Source organism: Meiothermus sp. (genome assembly GCF_026004115.1).
Taxonomy (GTDB): Bacteria; Deinococcota; Deinococci; order Deinococcales; family Thermaceae; genus Meiothermus.
Map to the genome: position 1 here is coordinate 2,038,021 of NZ_BPIM01000001.1, position 16,426 is coordinate 2,054,446.

At 58.8% G+C, this 16,426-nt stretch carries 12 protein-coding genes; 9 read left to right on the top strand and 3 right to left on the bottom strand.

Annotated elements, in window-relative coordinates; translation table 11 throughout:
• Nucleotides 1–18: 18 nt before the first annotated feature.
• Complete coding sequence (locus Q0X23_RS09830; protein WP_297860124.1) at nucleotides 19–1,218, bottom strand: DUF1800 family protein; 1,200 nt, start codon at nucleotides 1,216–1,218, stop codon at nucleotides 19–21.
• Nucleotides 1,219–1,375: 157 nt separating this feature from the next.
• Here Q0X23_RS09830 and Q0X23_RS09835 point away from each other — a divergent pair, with 157 nt between their 5' ends.
• Nucleotides 1,376–2,179, top strand: a complete 804-nt coding sequence (locus tag Q0X23_RS09835) for an AMP/ADP-polyphosphate phosphotransferase (RefSeq protein ID WP_297860125.1) — start codon at nucleotides 1,376–1,378, stop codon at nucleotides 2,177–2,179.
• Nucleotides 2,180–2,349: 170 nt separating this feature from the next.
• Nucleotides 2,350–3,348, top strand: coding sequence for a TRM11 family methyltransferase (locus tag Q0X23_RS09840; RefSeq protein WP_297860126.1), 999 nt, complete (start codon nucleotides 2,350–2,352; stop codon nucleotides 3,346–3,348).
• Between the two features lie 56 nt (nucleotides 3,349–3,404).
• Here the strand turns inward: Q0X23_RS09840 and Q0X23_RS09845 are convergent, their stop codons facing one another.
• Nucleotides 3,405–5,702, bottom strand: coding sequence for a GNAT family N-acetyltransferase (locus Q0X23_RS09845; protein ID WP_297860127.1), 2,298 nt, complete (start codon nucleotides 5,700–5,702; stop codon nucleotides 3,405–3,407).
• A gap of 304 nt (nucleotides 5,703–6,006) precedes the next feature.
• On the opposite strand from Q0X23_RS09845, the gene Q0X23_RS09850 reads away from it, so the two are divergent.
• Nucleotides 6,007–6,465 (top strand): DinB family protein, encoded by a 459-nt coding sequence (locus Q0X23_RS09850; protein ID WP_297860128.1) that lies wholly within the window; start codon nucleotides 6,007–6,009, stop codon nucleotides 6,463–6,465.
• Between the two features lie 47 nt (nucleotides 6,466–6,512).
• Complete coding sequence (locus Q0X23_RS09855; protein ID WP_297860129.1) at nucleotides 6,513–6,902, top strand: winged helix-turn-helix domain-containing protein; 390 nt, start codon at nucleotides 6,513–6,515, stop codon at nucleotides 6,900–6,902.
• Between the two features lie 533 nt (nucleotides 6,903–7,435).
• On the opposite strand, the gene ftsH is transcribed toward Q0X23_RS09855, so the two are convergent.
• A complete protein-coding gene (gene ftsH / locus Q0X23_RS09860; RefSeq protein ID WP_297861203.1) occupies nucleotides 7,436–9,304 on the bottom strand; it encodes an ATP-dependent zinc metalloprotease FtsH in 1,869 nt (622 codons plus the stop codon).
• Nucleotides 9,305–9,880: 576 nt separating this feature from the next.
• Between ftsH and Q0X23_RS09865 the strand changes: the two genes are divergently transcribed.
• From Q0X23_RS09865 to Q0X23_RS09885, 5 genes are all read left to right on the top strand, one after another.
• On the top strand, nucleotides 9,881–11,245 hold the full coding sequence (locus Q0X23_RS09865) for a tetratricopeptide repeat protein (protein ID WP_297860130.1): 1,365 nt from the start codon (nucleotides 9,881–9,883) through the stop codon (nucleotides 11,243–11,245).
• A gap of 896 nt (nucleotides 11,246–12,141) precedes the next feature.
• Entirely contained in the window at nucleotides 12,142–12,543 is a 402-nt protein-coding gene (gene mgsA, locus Q0X23_RS09870; protein WP_297860131.1) for a methylglyoxal synthase, read from the top strand.
• Nucleotides 12,544–12,677: 134 nt separating this feature from the next.
• Nucleotides 12,678–12,902, top strand: a complete 225-nt coding sequence (locus Q0X23_RS09875) for a hypothetical protein (protein ID WP_297860132.1) — start codon at nucleotides 12,678–12,680, stop codon at nucleotides 12,900–12,902.
• Nucleotides 12,903–13,345: 443 nt separating this feature from the next.
• Entirely contained in the window at nucleotides 13,346–14,263 is a 918-nt protein-coding gene (locus Q0X23_RS09880; RefSeq protein WP_297860133.1) for a hypothetical protein, read from the top strand.
• A 292-nt stretch (nucleotides 14,264–14,555) separates the two neighbouring features.
• Nucleotides 14,556–16,424, top strand: coding sequence for a LamG domain-containing protein (locus tag Q0X23_RS09885; protein ID WP_297860134.1), 1,869 nt, complete (start codon nucleotides 14,556–14,558; stop codon nucleotides 16,422–16,424).
• The last annotated feature ends 2 nt before the right edge of the window (nucleotides 16,425–16,426 follow it).

Sequence of the window (16,426 nt, forward strand, 5' to 3'; positions counted from 1 at the left end):
AGGGTTCTAAAGCTGACGTTACAGGAGCTGAGCCTCTGGCTTAACCAGGGCCAAAGCACCCCCGGCGTTGTCCATGAATACCTCGAGGTCGAGACCGCGCTCCCGACCGGCAAAACCTGCCAGCAGGTTGAGCCGCGTGAGGAAGGGCGACTCGGCCAGCCAGGCCAGGCCCCCGTCCCACCCCGCTACATTGGGCGGGTCGAAAGGAATTTGTCCCATGGCTGCTAAAGCCTGGTAAAGCCCCCGTCCGGGTCGCTCCTCAAAGTCCACCCTGCTGACCCCGGCGGCATGCCACAGCCCCACCAGGTACTCCAGCGGGCTTTTGATGAGGGCATTGCGGTACTCGGGATCGTAGAAGGCTTCGTGGGTGAAGAGCCAGTACAGAAACTCTTTTGTCCCGCTGCTGCGGAAGACCCGCGCTCCCTCCTGCACCAGCGGCTCGGGGGGGTCGGGGCAAAGATAAAATTTCAGCAGTTTGCGCCCTACAAATTCGTAGGTCTTGGGGTGGGCAATCAGGATTTCCAGCACCTCCTCGCCCGATCTGATGCGCTTGCCCAGAAAGGTTTTCTCGCCCGGGTCGTGCCAGTTGCGGTTGAAAACAAACTCGTAGGCCACATTGGCACTGGCCTCGCGGGGCCGCTGGTTGCCGGGAAGCCGCACCGTCCAGCCGGTGAAAGCCCGCGCTGCTTCCAGGATGTCCTGCTCGGTATAGTGGCCGGGCCCGATGGTGTATAGCTCGAGCAGTTCCCGCGCCCAGTTCTGGTTGGGGTGTTCCTTGCGACTCTGGGCGTTGTTGAGGTAGAGGAGCATGACCGGATTGCGGGCGATAGCCTTCAGAAGTTCGCCGTAGGGCCCGTAGCCCAGTTGCCGGAAGGTGGCAAACTGGTTCCAGAAGTCTATGCCTTGGGCCCCCATTGTCTCGCGGAACTCTGAGGTCAGGTGGCCATGCCAGAAGAGCACCATCCGCTCGGCGGCGGGGGTAGGGGTGGTAAGCCAGTGGTTCAGCCAGAGCTGGCTGATTTCGCGGTGCTGCTGGACGCGTTCGTTGCGGGTGGCGGCGGTGGTGTAGACGGGGGCCGGGGCCGGGTCGCGCAGCAGGTAGTCTACGGCGGCCTCGAGGCCCATCTCCACGAGTTGTTGGGCCTCCTGCTTTCGCCCTCTTGCGGCGGCCCGGCGCAGCAGGTGGGTGGCCTGGGGGTAGGTCAGTGCTCGAGCCATCGTGAATTTCCTCTTGGCTAGAAAATAGCCTACCTACCTGAAATCAGCCTTAAGGAAGATAACGAACGGCTAGAGGACAGAGATCATCAGGGGTATGGAGCCCTCGCCTTTGCGCTGCCCGCATAATCTGGCATAAAATCCGCGACAAAGGAGCGTTATGAAAAAGTATCGTGTTGAATCCGGCAGTTCATTTCGCCTCGAGCATTTCGACCCCAACGACACCAGCGCCTTCAAGGGAGGTAAACAGGAAGCCCTGGTGGCGCTGGAAGCGCTTAACAAAAATTTGGAAAGGCTACAAGAACTACTCTTTGCCGAAGGCAAGCATAAGGTGCTGGTGGTGTTGCAGGCCATGGACGCTGGCGGCAAGGATGGCACCATCCGGGTGGTCTTCGACGGGGTAGACCCCAGCGGGGTGCGGGTGGCCAGCTTTGGCGTACCCACCGAGCATGAGCTGGCCCGCGATTACCTCTGGCGCGTGCATCAGCAGGTGCCCCGCAAGGGCGAGCTGGTCATCTTCAATCGCTCGCACTACGAAGACGTGCTGGTAGTACGGGTCAAGAACCTGGTGCCCAAAGAGGTCTGGCAAAAGCGCTACCACCACATCCGGGAGTTCGAACGAATGTTAGCCGACGAGGGCACTACCATCCTCAAGTTCTTTTTGCACATCTCCAAAGACGAGCAACGTGAACGCCTGCAAGAGCGCCTGGACAACCCCGAGAAGCGCTGGAAGTTTCGCAAGGGTGACCTCGATGACCGCAAACTATGGGACCAGTACCAGGAAGCCTTCGAGGACGCCCTGCGCGAGACCAGCACCGCATACGCCCCCTGGTATGTGATACCGGCTAACAAGAACTGGTATCGCAACTGGTTGGTGAGTAGCATCCTGGTCGAAACCCTGGAAAGCCTCAAGATGCAGTACCCCAAGCCGGAGATTGGCCTCGAGAAAATCGTGATTGAGTGAGCGAGCGGCCCTACCCGGGATTGGGCGCCGAGTAGACCCGCTCCTGCCAGGTTTGCTGGGCTTTGCGTACCTGCTCTGGGTCGTTCTCGGGAGATTTTATGTGAAGAGCGCTCTAGCCGGGTTGTAATTTCCGTCGAACAGAAATCACTCGAGCGGCAAAATGAAGCTGTATGCCAAAGGCTTACCAGGTTTATCAGAGGGTGTTGGAGGCGGGCCGGGACTATCTGGGCCGGCCCAAAGCCAGCGACCCGGAGACCGCAGAGGCCCTGCTGGGGCTGGATCAGGCTTCCTTTGCGGCTTTTACACACCGGCTCGGGCTGGGCAGCACCAAGCACCTGCGCTACACGGTGCTGCCCCTGGCCTGTGCCAGGCCGCCCCTGGGCCCCGTCCTGCGCGAGATGCTGGCCGCGGGAGCCAGCTTTGCCGAGCTGTACAAGCTGCAAAGCCGCTACGGCAGGCATGAACTGGAAATAGCCCAGCTCCAGGAAGCAGCCAAAGCACGGACCTGGCGCAGCCTGCTGGTCAAGCGGCGGGCGCTGCCCAACTGGGCGACCAGGCCGGTCTGGATTTTTCCCACCGATGTACGGTTGCGTCGGCTCGAGGGCCTGAACCCTGCGATAGCCGAGGTGCTGGTGGAACGGTACAGCCGGCCGGGGGAGTGGGTGGTAGACCCCATGGCCGGCGAGGGGACGGTAGTGCAAAAAGCCCTCGAGCTGGGCCGCCAGGCCTGGGGGAGCGATCTGAACGGAGACGACCGCCTGGTCAAGCGGCTTGACATTGCCGACCTGGCCGAAGCCCTGGGCGAAGAGGTGGCCGATTTACTGGTACTGCACCCGCCTACCTTTGCCTGGTTTGCCCAGAACGTCTTCGACTACAAAATACACGAACACCCCGAGACCGATTACGCCAACTGGCTCTCGGGGCACCTGGGGCATGCCCTGCCGGTGCTCAAACCCGGGGGGCGACTGGTGCTGATTGTGCGGCCCGACCATAAGCCGCGAGGGCTGATCCGCAGGGACGGGCTGCTGCGGTGGGCGTTTGTGGCCCCTGTGGAAAACCTGTTGAGCGAGCAGGATCTCGAGCCCCAGCACTACCACCTGGCTGTCTCGGAGGATGGCGAGGAGGACTGGAGCATTTTTGTGGGCCGCAAACCGACAGCGGAGGACTGACGGTACGGTTCCTACAGGCGGAGCAAGAAACCCACCCTTTGCAGATTGCGTTCGGTCTAACTCCTGAGCCGAACCTGGGCCTGGCAGATGGAAGTGCTTTGTGGGGCAGCCAGCATACCTAACTCCAGGCCCTCTACTTCCGGCAGCTCTTCCAGCAGCCTCGAGACCCGCAGCAGCACATCTTGCAGGCTCTCCAGGTGGGCCTTGCCCGATAGGGGGGCCAGCATCTCCAGCGCTTCGATATCGGTCAGGGGGGTGATGCGCATGCCCAGTTGTTGCTCGCCCAGCGGCAGACCCGTGAGTGCCAGCGTCAAAACCGGGCCAAACAAGGGGTCGCTCACGACCCGCAGGGTCAGGGCGATGCCCTGGCCGGAATCCGACACTTTTAGGCCAAAGTAGCCCAGCAGTTGCTTGGTACGTGCCGCGCTCAGGAGGCCTTTGGCCGTACCCACCAGCGCCCGGGCTTCATCTTCTTGTACCCCGTGGTCGGGAATTTCCCCAGGCGGTTTCTTGCGCCACTGGGCGTAGGCGTAAGCGGCCGCCAGGGCTTTGCCTGCCGACTCGGGGAAGCGGTACGAAGGAACCAGTTCTTCTCCCAGCCGCACCCGGGGCCGCCCAGAAGTCATGAAGCAGGTCAGAACTGGGATGCTCACGCCCTGTTCGCGGGCTTCTTTCAGGGCGGTACGTAGAGCCTCGCCTACTTCATCCAGGGTGGCATAACCCAGGGGTACAAACAAAGCAATAGCAGCGTTGTAACCGCTGGAAAGGAGTTCGCGCGCTGCTGCCAGGTACTGCTCGGCGGAGGCACGGGAGCCCAGGTCGCGCACCTCGGCAACAAGCCCTTCGGCCTCGAGGGCGTCCTTGGCCAGATAAGCGGGCCCCGAGGCATTGGTCAGCAAGGCCACCTTAGGGCCTTCCGGCAGGGGCTGGTAGGCCAGCATGGCCGCAATGTCGAACATCTCTTCCAGATTTTCGGCTCGCACCACCCCGGTTTGCTGGAAAAGGGCCTCCACCACCGGGTCACGCCCGGGTCGCACCGCCAGGATGGGCTTTTTGCGCCCTACCCGCCTGGCCAACCGGGCAAACCGCCGGGGGTTGCCAAACGACTCCACATACAGCAGGATCAGTCCGGTATCGGGGTCTTCTTCCCAGTACTGGATCAGGTCGTTGGAGGAGATGTCAACCTTGGCTCCCAGCGACACAAAGTTGGAAAACCCCAACCCCATCTCGCGGGCGTATTCCAGCACGGCCAGCCCCACCGCGCCGCTCTGGCTGGACATGGCGATGCGTCCTTTGGGCGGTAGCCGGGAGGCCAGCCCGGCGCAAAGCTGCACTTCCGGGCTGGTGCTCATGAGGGCCAGCGAACCCGGCCCCAGGAGCCGCATCCCGTAGTGGCGACAGGTCTGTAACAGGGTTTTGATCTGGGGTGTCTCCATGTCGGTAGTCACCACCATCAGGGCCCGTACCCCTCGCTGTCCACAGGCTTCGGCGGCCTCGAGTACCTTGTCGCGGGGGGTGGTCACAATGGCCAGGTCAACCGGCCCCGGCACGGCTTTGATGGAGGTGTAGGCCAGCATCGAGCCCACCACCGGCACGTCGCCCGCCGCAGGGGTAGCCGCGGGATTCACCGGATAGACCGGGCCTTGAAAACGGTTCAGTATGAGGTGTTCCAGAACCTGGTAGCCTACGCTCTTGGGGTCGCGGGAGGCCCCCACCACCGCTACCCCCTTTGGACGCAAGACCGGCATCAGCGAGGCCACGGTAGCCACCCGCTCTCGCAGCTCGAACCTAGCGACCATTTCCGGGCTGGGTTCAATCTCAAAGCTGACCTCGACCTCACCGGAGTCGGTGTGGGACTCTACCTTGAAGCCGCTGGCTTTGAACACATCCAGCATCTGTTTGTTCTCGGCCAGGGTGAAAGCATGAAAACGCCGGATGCCCCGCTGAACGCCAATCAAGGCCAGTCGCTCGAGCAAGAGCGAACCCAGACCTTTGCCCTGATACCAGTCGTCTACCAGAAAAGCCACTTCGGCGGAGGTAGAACCCGGCCCCTCCTGCACATACTCCCCGGTGGCAATAATGCGCTCGGGGTCGCCCGAGAGTACCACCAGGGTGACCTTGTCCTCGTCTGGAGGCTTGCGAAGCAGCAGGTCGGCAGCAGTTTCGGGGCGGACTTCCGAGAAAAACCGGAAGGTGCGGGCCTGGGGTGAAAGGCGCTCGAGGAACTCCACAAACAAAGGCCGGTCTTCGGGTTTAGCGGGCCTCAGGGTGGCGGTGCGGCCATCCTTGAGCAGGATGGGACCGGACTCGAGGGCATATTGCGGGGTGGGGGGTGGAATGTAGCGTTGGGGCATAGAACCGTCCTGACTAACAGGATAGCGACATTCGCCTGGGAAGACTGTCCTCGTGCACCGGTAATTTATTTTGCGGTACGTTTTGAAGCACGTTGATTGCCCAAAATTGCAATGTGCGGCTTATTAAAGAGGAAAGTAGTGCATACCGAGCTATTGGTTACAAGGCCGCTCGGATGAGGATTTGTCGGATTTTTCCACAAACAAGCCGGACTGTGTAAGCGCCGGGAATTGCAGCTATGGGAGAACATCCAAACTGCTTTTCAGAACGCTGACGAACTCAGACCCAATGGCGTATGTTGGGCGTATGAAACTTCGAGATCAGGTCATGCGACTGGGGGTACCGTGGTTTGTGGAAGTGCCTGCCTCGCGCCGCAGCTATGTTCAACTGTACCGCGCGCTGGAACAGAGCGGCTCACAAATTGTCGCTCGAATACGTAAGTCCAGGTCGTCCCTGGCCGAAAAAACTATCCGCCACATTATCGGCATCGAACGCTGGGGTCAGCGGCGCTTGCGGGTTGCGCTAAGCGAGCCTTTGCTGATGGATGGACACCATCCCTACAAGCCGCCCGAGGGCCTCACCCACGATAGACTGGCCGAGGAGTTCCAGGCCACCCGCCAGCAGACTTTGGCCCTGGTCAAGCGCCTGGAAGACCTTCCTGTCGGCGAAAAAATCCCCCACAACAGCCTGGGGCCCCTCTCGGTCAAGGGCTGGCTGTTTTACCTTAATCTTCATGCCGATCTAGAAAGCCGCCGGTTGCGCTAGCCCTGGTTCCATTTGGAATCAGTTGCGGCTGGCTGTACTCTGAAAACATGCGGCTAAAGACGAAGTTTTGGCTCGAGTCCGACACGGGCAATTTTTTGCTGGGGCCGGGTACTTTACGCTTACTCGTAGCGGTAGCCGAGCGCGGCAGCCTCAAGGCCGGGGCTAAAGCCATCGGACTGAGCTACCGCAGCGCTTGGGACAGGCTTAAAAAAGCCGAGGAAGGGTTGGGCTTTCCACTTTTGGAGCGCCACTCCGGGGGAGAAGGTGGCGGGGGCAGCACGCTTACCAAAGATGCCCTGGAGCTGGTCGAGCGGTACCGGCGTTTTGCCCAGGAATCAGAAGCAGAACTCGAGGCCCGTTTTACCGTGGTTTTCGCAGACTGGCGTAAAGGCGCGAGCACCTTGCAAAATGTAAAAGCAAAAAAGAACAAAAGATAATTTTTTGTTTTACACTTTGCACAATACTGCACTTTCTGCGTAAAGTGTTGACATAAAAAATGCAATATGTTAGCATTCATATGCCAGACGCTTCATGTATCGCTCCCCGGTTGCCAGACCGGGGAGTCCTCCTGTTGAGAGCACTCTTCACAAAGATGGAGCCATCGTGGGTTGTAGATCCTCTGTTTCAGACAGAACCGTGGCCGCCTGAACGGGCGGCCACGTCAGTGGAGTGTGCGATCAGTGGAGTGTGCGATATGAAAGACGGCCATGTATAAAGAAAGCCCCATCCTTGCAGGAGGGAGAGGTATGATTTCATACCGGATTCAAAAAGATAATCATTTAAACCAAAAAACCAGAGGCTATCTTTTTGAATCCTAGAGCACTCCTTTCAGTCGGGTTAGTTCGTCACTGTTCAGTGACGAACTAACCGAATCTGGTATCAGAGCTGTTTCTACCAATCCCTGGCGCAGCCGTCCTCGGCTGTACAAGATAAAACGCTTGCCAGGAAAGGCAGATGGCACAAGCCGCGATCAAATTTCAGGATTATAGGCTGCTGGAGCTACTGCTTCCGGACGTTTGGTCTGAGCGATAATCTCACGAACGCGCTCACCCTGTACAATTTCCGACTCCAGAAGTTCCTCGGAGAGCTGGTGTACGGCCTTGGCGTTGTCGGATAATACCTGTTTGGCTTTTTCGTAGGCCCGGTCCAGAATAGCGCGTATGTCGGCGTCGATAAGGCGACTGGTCTCTTCGGAGTGGTCCTGTTTCTTAGCAATTTCCTCACCTAAGAAGATAGGCCCTGTGTTGGAGCCCCAGGCCACGTTTTTGAAGTGGTCGCCCATGCCCCAGTCCAGCACCATTTGCTTGGCCAGACTGGTGGCTTGTTTGAAGTCGTTGGAGGCCCCGGTGGTGATGGTGCCGACAAATAATTCTTCTGCAGCCCGGCCAGCCAGGGTCATGGCCAGGGTATCCTCGAGGTGTTCCTTGCTCATCAGGATGCGTTCCTCAGGCTTGCTCCAGCGTACCCCCAGGGCCATACCTCTGGGCACAATCGAGACCTTCTCGGTCTTGTCGGCATAGGGCAGCACCTCACCCGCAATCGCATGACCCGCTTCGTGGTAGGCCACGGCCCGCTTTTCCTGCTCGCTGAGCTTCAGGGTTCCCCGTTCCAGACCCAGCATAATTTTGTCGAGCGCGGTCTGGAAGTGTGCGTTGGTAATCTCGGTGGCGTTTTCGCGAGCAGCTTGCAAGGCGGCTTCGTTGACCAGGTTTTTCAGGTCGGCTCCGCTGAACTGCGGGGTGAGGCGGGCCAGGTTGTTCACGTCCACATCGGGGGCAAACTTCTTGCCCCGCATGTGCACCAGCAAAATCTCCTTGCGTTCTTCCAGGGTAGGGAGCCCAATAACCACCTGGCGGTCAAAGCGCCCCGGGCGCAACAGGGCCGGATCCAGAATGTCCGGGCGGTTGGTGGCGGCCAGCACGATGACGCTGGTGTCTTTCTCGAAGCCGTCCATCTCGGAAAGAATCTGGTTGAGGGTCTGTTCCCGCTCGTCGTGGCCGCCGCCAATGCCAGCACCGCGCTTGCGTCCAATCGAGTCGAGCTCATCGATAAAGATGATGGCCGGGGCGTTGCGGCGAGCTTCCTCAAACAAGGTGCGCACCCGGCTGGCCCCTACCCCCACAAACATCTCCATGAACTCCGAGGCCGAAACCGAGAAGAAAGGCACACCCGCTTCCCCGGCAACGGCGCGGGTCAGGAGGGTTTTACCGGTGCCGGGCGGCCCGACCAGCAGCACACCCTTGGGAATCTCGGCCCCAATGGCAATGTACTTCTGCGGGTTCTTGAGGAAGTCCACCACTTCCATTAGTTCCCGCTTGGCTTCGTTATGCCCGGCCACATCTTTAAAGGTGGTACTGACCCTTCGCTCCTTGCCATACTGCCGGGCCCGGCTCTGCCCAAACTGCATGACCTGACCTGCTCCCCCCTGCGAACGCATGAAGAAGAACCACCAGAAACCAATCAGGAGCAGAATCGGCAGGAGGGTAAACAGCAACTGTCCCCACAAGCTGGGGGGGCGGTTGGTAATCTCGACCCCATTCTGGCGCAGCAGGTTGGTGAATTGCGGGTCGCTGAAGCCCGGAGGAAGCGCGATGACGGTAAAGCGATCGGTGGTTTCAGTGGCGTTGCCAACCTGAATGCGCTCAGGGGCTTTGAAAAAGCCGTTGATACGGCCTTCTTGCAACACCACCCGGGCGACCTTGCCTTGCTCGACATAGGCGATAAAATCGCTATACGACACGGTGGTGCGGGCGTTGTTGCTGCCGCCAAATAGGGTAAAGAGCCAATAGGCCAGGATGACGACAATTATCAAGCTCCAGGGATTGATGCGCGTAGGCAAAACGTAACCTCCATTGGGTGCCCGCCAGGCGGGCGATGCATAATCCACCGACTGATCGGCGAACTGACGCACCTTAACTGAAGTATATGGTACTCAATCCCAGTGTGAGGAATGAGTTCTAGGGTGTAAAGCGGTTTGGGGAGAGGGTTTAAGCTACATCCAGTTTGCAAATCCGCATGGCACGTCGGCAAAACCATACCGCTCCTGGCAATACCTGGTGGCTCGTGCGCGAATCCTTCGGCCAGGCCCTGAATCGGCAGGCTGCGTTAGGGTGCTGGTCAGCAACCCCACCTAGTACCCAACATAAAAGGACAATTTAAGAAACCCCAGGGGTTGTCTTACTTGAACCCTACAACACTCCTTTCGGTTGGGTTGATTTTAGTTTACGTTCGGTAACGAATCAACCGAATCGGGTATGAATAGAGAAAATCGCCCCAAGCAATGCCACAGGACAGATAAGCTGGAGAGGGCCGGCGCTTTGCTTTTGGCGGTGAGTTTCATTGATTTGAGCTTGTAGCCTGTGGCTTATCCTGCAGCACTCATTGCTTTCAGCTTTCCGCCTTATGATGGGTAGCAATGCAAGCGGTTCTCGAGGCCCTCCACCAAGGCGACTACGATACGGCGTTTGAGACGCTGGTACGCACATTGGCGCTGGCGCAGGGGCAGGACGCAGCCGAGGCGGCCTTGCTGCTGGCGGAGGCATATTCGCTGTATGGGGAAGGGGGTATCGAGGGGGCCAACCGGGCCCTGGAAGAAGGTCTGGGCAGTGTACCCACCCTCGAGGCCCACCCCCGTTACCGCGCCATTTTGGGCGAGATGCGGGCCTTGGAAGGGGCCTCGGAAGAAGATGTGCGGCAAATTTTGCCCCAGACCACCGACCCACGTGCGCTCTACCACCGGGCCCAGGCCCTGATGTACCTGGGCTTGCCGGAAGAGGCGCTGGAGATTCTGAACCGGCCCCTCGAGCTACCCGCTTTCCTGGCCTGGCGGGCCCACACCTTGCGGGGCAAGGCCCTGGAGCGTCTGGGCCGGGCCGCCGAGGCGGCTGCTGCCTACAAGGACGCCGCACGGCTGGCGGTGGGGCTGGAACACTACTGGAACCTGATAGACGCGGCGGCAATGTTCGTGGAGGCTGGAATGGGCCAGGAAGCCCTGACGGCCCTGCGGGAAGCCGAGCCCGACGCCCCCGAGCTCGAGGATCCGGAAGATGCGGCCACCCGCTACTACCTCGAGGCCCGCAGCCAGCTTTTGTTGGGTAACCCCAGCCTGGCCCTCGAGGCCATCCAGCGCGCTTTGGAGAAAGAGCGAGAAGGCGCCGAGCTGGCCCACGGTACCCCTTTGGTTCACGGGCAGGCCCTGATGCAGCTAGGCCACCCCCGTGAGGCCATCGATGCGTTCCGTGAGGCCGTGCGGCGGGCCGAAGACCCCGACAAAAGCTATGCCCTGCACGAACTGGCGGTGGCCTATCTGGAAGCCGGCGAGCTGGCCGAGGCCGAGGCGACCCTGCGCGAGGTTATGCGTGACCCCGAGTATGGCTACCAGGGTGAAGCCTATGGCGATCTGGCCGAGGTCCTCTACCGCCTGGGCCGCTACGAGGAAGCCTCTCGGGCTGCCCAGGAAGCCATTCGGCTGGGCAGTTTGAGCGCCGGACATCTGATTCTGGGCAACCTGGCTTACGACCTGCTGCACCTGGAGGAGGCCCTCGAGCACTACACCAAAGCCTGTGAAGAGGCCCTCGAGGGCAGCCGTGACTGGGTCACGGCCCAGCAAATGGTGGTGGACACCCTGGCCCAGTTGGGGTTTCGTCGCCCCGACGAGATCGTCTCGCGCAGCGAGGCGGTGTTGCCCTTCTTGCACCCCGCCGATGAGTGGCATCACACCCTTAGCAACTACCTCGAGCGAGCCAGAAGCCTGATGGGTGGAAGCCGGACACTGAACTAAGTTGCGCCATGGTAGATTGGCGAAACCAGCGTATGCGGTAATCTCGTACCTGGCGCAATTCCCTACAGGCGTTGCGATGCCCCAGCTTGCCTTTCAATGAAGCAAATACTTAGTGTAGCGGTAATACCAGATTTAAAAAGACGATTCACAAAACCAAAAAACCTGTAGGTTTTCTTTTTGAATTCTAGTGCACAGGCAGTTTGCTTTGTGGTCAGTTTTGAAGCACGTTGATTACCCAAAAATTGCAATGTTCGGCTCATTGAGCGTGACTAAAATGTACACCGAGTTGCTGATAATACCAGATTCAAAAAGATAATCATCCAAACCAAAGATCCCCACAGGGTCGGTGCGTAAACCCCTGCAAACCTTAGCTTAGTGCGCTCTAGATAGCCAGTGTTGCAAAATAATGCTCGTAGACAGGCGACCAGGCCGGGTATTAGGCCCCCACCTAGCCTCCCCCGTTGGGGGAGGAAGGAGAGGTTTTACTTTATGCACCGGCCCTGAAGATCCCCAGAGGCCATTTTTTTGAATCCTAGAGCACACCCCTCTTGAACGGTCGGCGAAGAAAGCGTCTGCCTTCCAAGGGGCGGTATCGCCCTCCGCTACGCGGATAACTTTCAAGGGGCGGTATCGCCCTCCGCTACGCGGATAACTTTCAAGGGGCGGTATCGCCCTCCGCTACGCGGATAACTTTCAAGGGGCGGTATCGCCCTCCGCTACGCGGATAACTTTCAAGGGGCGGTATCGCCCTCCGCTACGCGGATAACTTCGGCCCTGTTAGTTCGCCGCCATCCGGCGCTGAACTAACCGAATCTGGTATGACCAGATCATAGAACTGCTTTTTTCATGATTCCAACCGGATTCTAGGCTAAGGTCAGAACCATACAATAGAGCTCATGAAGGTACTGGCCCTCATTGCTCACGATGGCAAGAAAACCGATATGGTGTCTTTTGCCAAAGACCACAAAGACCTGCTTTCGCGCTTTCCCCTGGTTGCGACCGGTACAACCGGACGACTCTTACAGGAAAAAGCTGGCCTGAACGTGACCTGCATGCTTTCTGGGCCGCTGGGTGGCGACCAGCAGATCGGGGCCATGATTGCAGAGGACAAGGTACTGGCGGTTATTTTCTTGCGTGATCCCCTCCAGGCTCAGCCTCATGAACCGGATGTACAGGCCCTGATGCGGGTCTGTGATGTTCATAACGTTCCCCTGGCAACCAATCTGACAGCCGCCGAGGCCGTGCTGGCCTGGCTCCAGAGTGATTTATCGGCCAATGAGCGGCAGGTCGGTCAGTAGGAAAAGGTGTTCACCAAACAGCGAGAGCGGGTAGTTGGCCAATAGGGCCTCTGGTCAGGCCTGCACCTGGATACCCGCGATAGTGTCAAAAACCCGAATGTTAGAAAAGTTGAGTGTTATATTAGCAAGTAGGTATGACACCTCTCGAGTGGATTCAACAAATGGTTGAGGCCAACCGCGAAGCCTTACAGCAAATGCCTTTCCCCCCGGGTCTAGCGGAATATGTGGACGAGCTGGTTAAGTCGGGGCAGACAGAGCAGGTCATCGCCCTGATGAAGATGAGTTTCCTGATTGGCATCCAGCAAGGCGCGCGAAGCCACGAGACCCCTGCCCCTCCCCCCAACCGCATCCAGGCTTAGGTGAACAACTGAAAAAGCAGTGTACCGGACGCTTGTAGAGCGCCCACAAATACCCACCCTCGACGATTGAATAATTTGTTGAATAATCTAACGTAATTTCTAAGGTCATCATCCAGCTGTTGGTATTTCCCTAGCAGAGGAAGACGCTCGGAAAAAAGCTGGCTCGAGCCCATCGGTGAGCCAAATGCAAAAAATATATCCAGCTTAGAAACAAGGCTGGGTGGGCCCAACCGTGTTTAGTGCTCTACATGGCCTGTAGGGTATAGTTGGCGAAACCGGCTTATTCGTGCTCCTGGGCTATCCGGTTGGGGGCCTTTGTAGTGGAAATTTGCGCATTTAGCGCACACGGGGTCGTCTACTGTGTCCAGCTTAGCCGAATAAAACCCCGTACTGAGATGCTGGTGAGACACATGGGGTAAATACTGGGGAACAGGAGGCCAGGAATGAAACACTTAAAACACGCTTTGTGGGTGGCTTCGATGATTTGTGGAATCGCAGCGGCCCAGGCCGAACTCAGACCTGGTCAGCAATACCAAGGCGGTGTACAGGTCAAGTCCTCGATGCTCGGTATCAGTTTTACCTTGCCCAAAGGTTGGCCAGGAGCCTACAAAGAAGAGGGTGGACAGGCGGTGTTGGTGCTGGGGTCCAACAGTGTGGAGGGCGTCGGAGTGGTGATTTTTATGAAAGACCAGACCCCCGCCCAGGTGGTGGCCGGTTTGAACGAAGCGCAAGACCTGGGGGCGGGGGTGGTATTGGAACTGGTGGGTTCGGTCAAGACGCAAGGCTCGAGGGTGACGGCCCGTTATCTTAACAGCCAGTACGTAGGGCGGGCGCTGGCCTTGCTGGGCTCGAGAAACCATGTGATCTATTTCTATGCTGGCCCGCAAAAAAACGAAGCCCTCTATGGGCAACTGCTGGAAGGGCTTGCAGGCTCCACCAGGTTCCAGGCTCCTATGGCGGCTCGGCCCCAGCCGGCACCCCCAGCCCCAACCGGCGTGGCGCGGCAGTGGACGCAGTTTCTGGCTGGCAAGATGCTCAAGTATTTCTCCAGCTATAACTCGGGCGGCGGTGGCGGGGGGATTTCCGAACAGCGCACCCTGCACCTGTGCTCCGACGGTAGCTTCGCCTACTTTGACGAAAGCCTGACCACCATCAATGTGCCGGGTGCATCGGCCTCGAGCGGGGGCAATGGTCGGGCCCTGGGACGCTGGCGTATTGAATCAGCCACCCAAAACAGCGCCGTATTGCTGCTCAATGTGGATGGGGGTGGGGTAGAGCGCCTGCGGGTCGAATACGACGGCGACAAGACTTTTCTCAATGGACAGCGCTGGTTTCGTGTCGAGAGCGATACCTGCCGCTGATACTTTCCATCCCCTGCTCCTGTTCTCCACAAACACTCCACCATCTGGTGGGGTGTTTTACTTCCTGCTTGCAGGGCCAACGAAGGCGCAGCTTATTGTTGGGGGGTTATCTGAGTACGGGTCGTTCGGGTTACCCGTTATCCCCAGCCGTTATGCAATCGTGTCGCGTCAAGCCGACCCAGGATTAGATGGTAACGTTCCAAGGTTTTTATTCCTGATTGCTGCGGGTTTTTTTCTTCACGGCGGGGTTACGAACGCTTACATAATGTAGATTTAGACCTTGTAACTGCGCATGAAACACCCCAAGACTTCTCCTGCCGAAATCCTGGATCGCTTTACGCGAGAAGTGTTGTATGGCGATGTTATTGGCAGCGCCAGTGATTGTGGAAGTGTACGTCTGGGGATAGATGTAGAAGCCAAAATCTCGGTGGAGAACGGGGTTTTGCGCTTTGCCCCCCTGGATACGCCAGGCTGGGGCCGCCAGGGAATTGCCTATGGCCCCTTTGCCCGGAGAGCCGGACTGGCCTTTGGGGTCTTGATGCTCAACGGACACAACAACTCACAAACCTATGCCGAGCCCCTGAGCACCCCGCCGCTACACCTTGTTGGCGGCCAGGAGAACTCTACCGCTCGAATTCCATTCAAGGCGCATTTCTGGCCCCAGCCCATCCGGGAAAATCTGGCAGTAGGCTGGTTTGATCAGCCTGTGCCAACCAACCCCCTCGAGTCCGGTCAGGCCCTGGTCATGCAGGGGCATCCCCGTGAGAATGGCCGGCTGTATGCAGCGAAGGTGCGGGGTTTACATCACCTGCTTCTGGGCGTTCAGAACAACCCAATCTATCTGCTTTCGATACTGCGCGAGAAGGGGGTGGCTTTTTATGCCGGTTCGCTCGAGGGCAGCCGCAACCTCCCAGCCCTGCCCAGGCTGCGGCCTTTGGCGATAGACCCTTATAGCCTGACGGCAAAGGATTTATACGCCGGGGTATACCAGTCCATTCTGGGGGAAATGGGGCACCGGATAGACACCCGTGTGTATGGGGTACGGGTAGCCGATGTGCCCGCTTGGCAGGGGTACGGCACAGCCTTGCTGGTCGACCCCCAGCCACAACTGGGGCGCAAGGCGGCTCAGGGTGGGGTGTGGCAACTGCACGGCCCCGGCATGCTTTTGCAAGCGCGAGAAGCCGGAGGGCTGTTTCATGTGCGCCTGACTGCGCCTGCCAGCCTGATCTGGCGTTACCACGACCCAGGGCATTTTCTGGCCCTAGAGCTGAAAGCTCAGGAAGTCCGCTTGCGCTTGCAGTATGGCCTCCAGCAGTATGTGCTGGCTGCCCAGCCCTATGCTGGCGCAGCTCAGCAACCCCACTGGGTGCAGGTGCTGGACGATGGAAAAGCCCTCATCATTACCCTGGACGGCCAGCCCCTCTTTTCCGAACACCCCATCCTCGAGCATCGCCTGGCCAACGAAGCTGGGGTTGGACTGGTTGGACAGGCTGCCGACCTCGAGGTGCATCCACGCGAAGTGGAACTCCCGCCAGAGCTCGATCTGGGACTACCCTGGCAGGCCAAGGGTCAGACCACAGTGTTCGCCCCCTATCTGAACCATCCCGCCGAAGATTTGCTGATATCCTGGGAGCCCACCCTGGGACGTGCAAATTTGATGCCTGCGGAGGGGGGCCTGCGTATCGAAGCGGCTGCGGGAGAACGCGCCGTCTATACCATGCCCTGGGACAGTACCCATCTGGCCGATCTGGAAGTCGAAATTCTTCCTCCAGGCCAGAGTAAGGGGCAAAACCAGCAAAGCCAAGCCGGAGTCTGTTTCTGGCAAGATGCCAGGCATCATCTGGTGGTGGCCTTGCACCTGGACGATAACGAAAGCTCGGTGGCGGCAATGCTGCGTTTTGCCGGTTATGAAGACCCTTTCGACATGGTCTGGAGTCGTGTACCCGATTTGCTTTACCACGGCGTACCGGTGCGTCTTCGAGCGGTTTGCGATGGCGAACGGTTTCAGGTCTACCTTGAAGACGAACCTGTACTGTACCGGGCGCTGAGCGACATTTACCCCGGAGCCGATCGCCTATACATCCGGCGGGTAGGGCTTGCTTTGAGTGGCTATGGAGAAGATACCGGTAGTATTTTCCGCTCCTGGGTCGCGCGCAAGTAGAC

Bases quoted from the DNA above. Each gene is read 5' to 3' on its own strand.
- Q0X23_RS09830 (WP_297860124.1), bottom strand. From the start codon at position 1,218: ATGGCTCGAGCACTGACCTACCCCCAGGCCACCCACCTGCTGCGCCGG.
- Q0X23_RS09835 (WP_297860125.1), top strand. From the start codon at position 1,376: ATGAAAAAGTATCGTGTTGAATCCGGCAGTTCATTTCGCCTCGAGCAT.
- Q0X23_RS09840 (WP_297860126.1), top strand. From the start codon at position 2,350: ATGCCAAAGGCTTACCAGGTTTATCAGAGGGTGTTGGAGGCGGGCCGG.
- Q0X23_RS09845 (WP_297860127.1), bottom strand. From the start codon at position 5,702: ATGCCCCAACGCTACATTCCACCCCCCACCCCGCAATATGCCCTCGAG.
- Q0X23_RS09850 (WP_297860128.1), top strand. From the start codon at position 6,007: ATGAAACTTCGAGATCAGGTCATGCGACTGGGGGTACCGTGGTTTGTG.
- Q0X23_RS09855 (WP_297860129.1), top strand. From the start codon at position 6,513: ATGCGGCTAAAGACGAAGTTTTGGCTCGAGTCCGACACGGGCAATTTT.
- Q0X23_RS09865 (WP_297860130.1), top strand. From the start codon at position 9,881: ATGCAAGCGGTTCTCGAGGCCCTCCACCAAGGCGACTACGATACGGCG.
- mgsA (WP_297860131.1), top strand. From the start codon at position 12,142: ATGAAGGTACTGGCCCTCATTGCTCACGATGGCAAGAAAACCGATATG.
- Q0X23_RS09875 (WP_297860132.1), top strand. From the start codon at position 12,678: ATGACACCTCTCGAGTGGATTCAACAAATGGTTGAGGCCAACCGCGAA.
- Q0X23_RS09880 (WP_297860133.1), top strand. From the start codon at position 13,346: ATGAAACACTTAAAACACGCTTTGTGGGTGGCTTCGATGATTTGTGGA.
- Q0X23_RS09885 (WP_297860134.1), top strand. From the start codon at position 14,556: ATGAAACACCCCAAGACTTCTCCTGCCGAAATCCTGGATCGCTTTACG.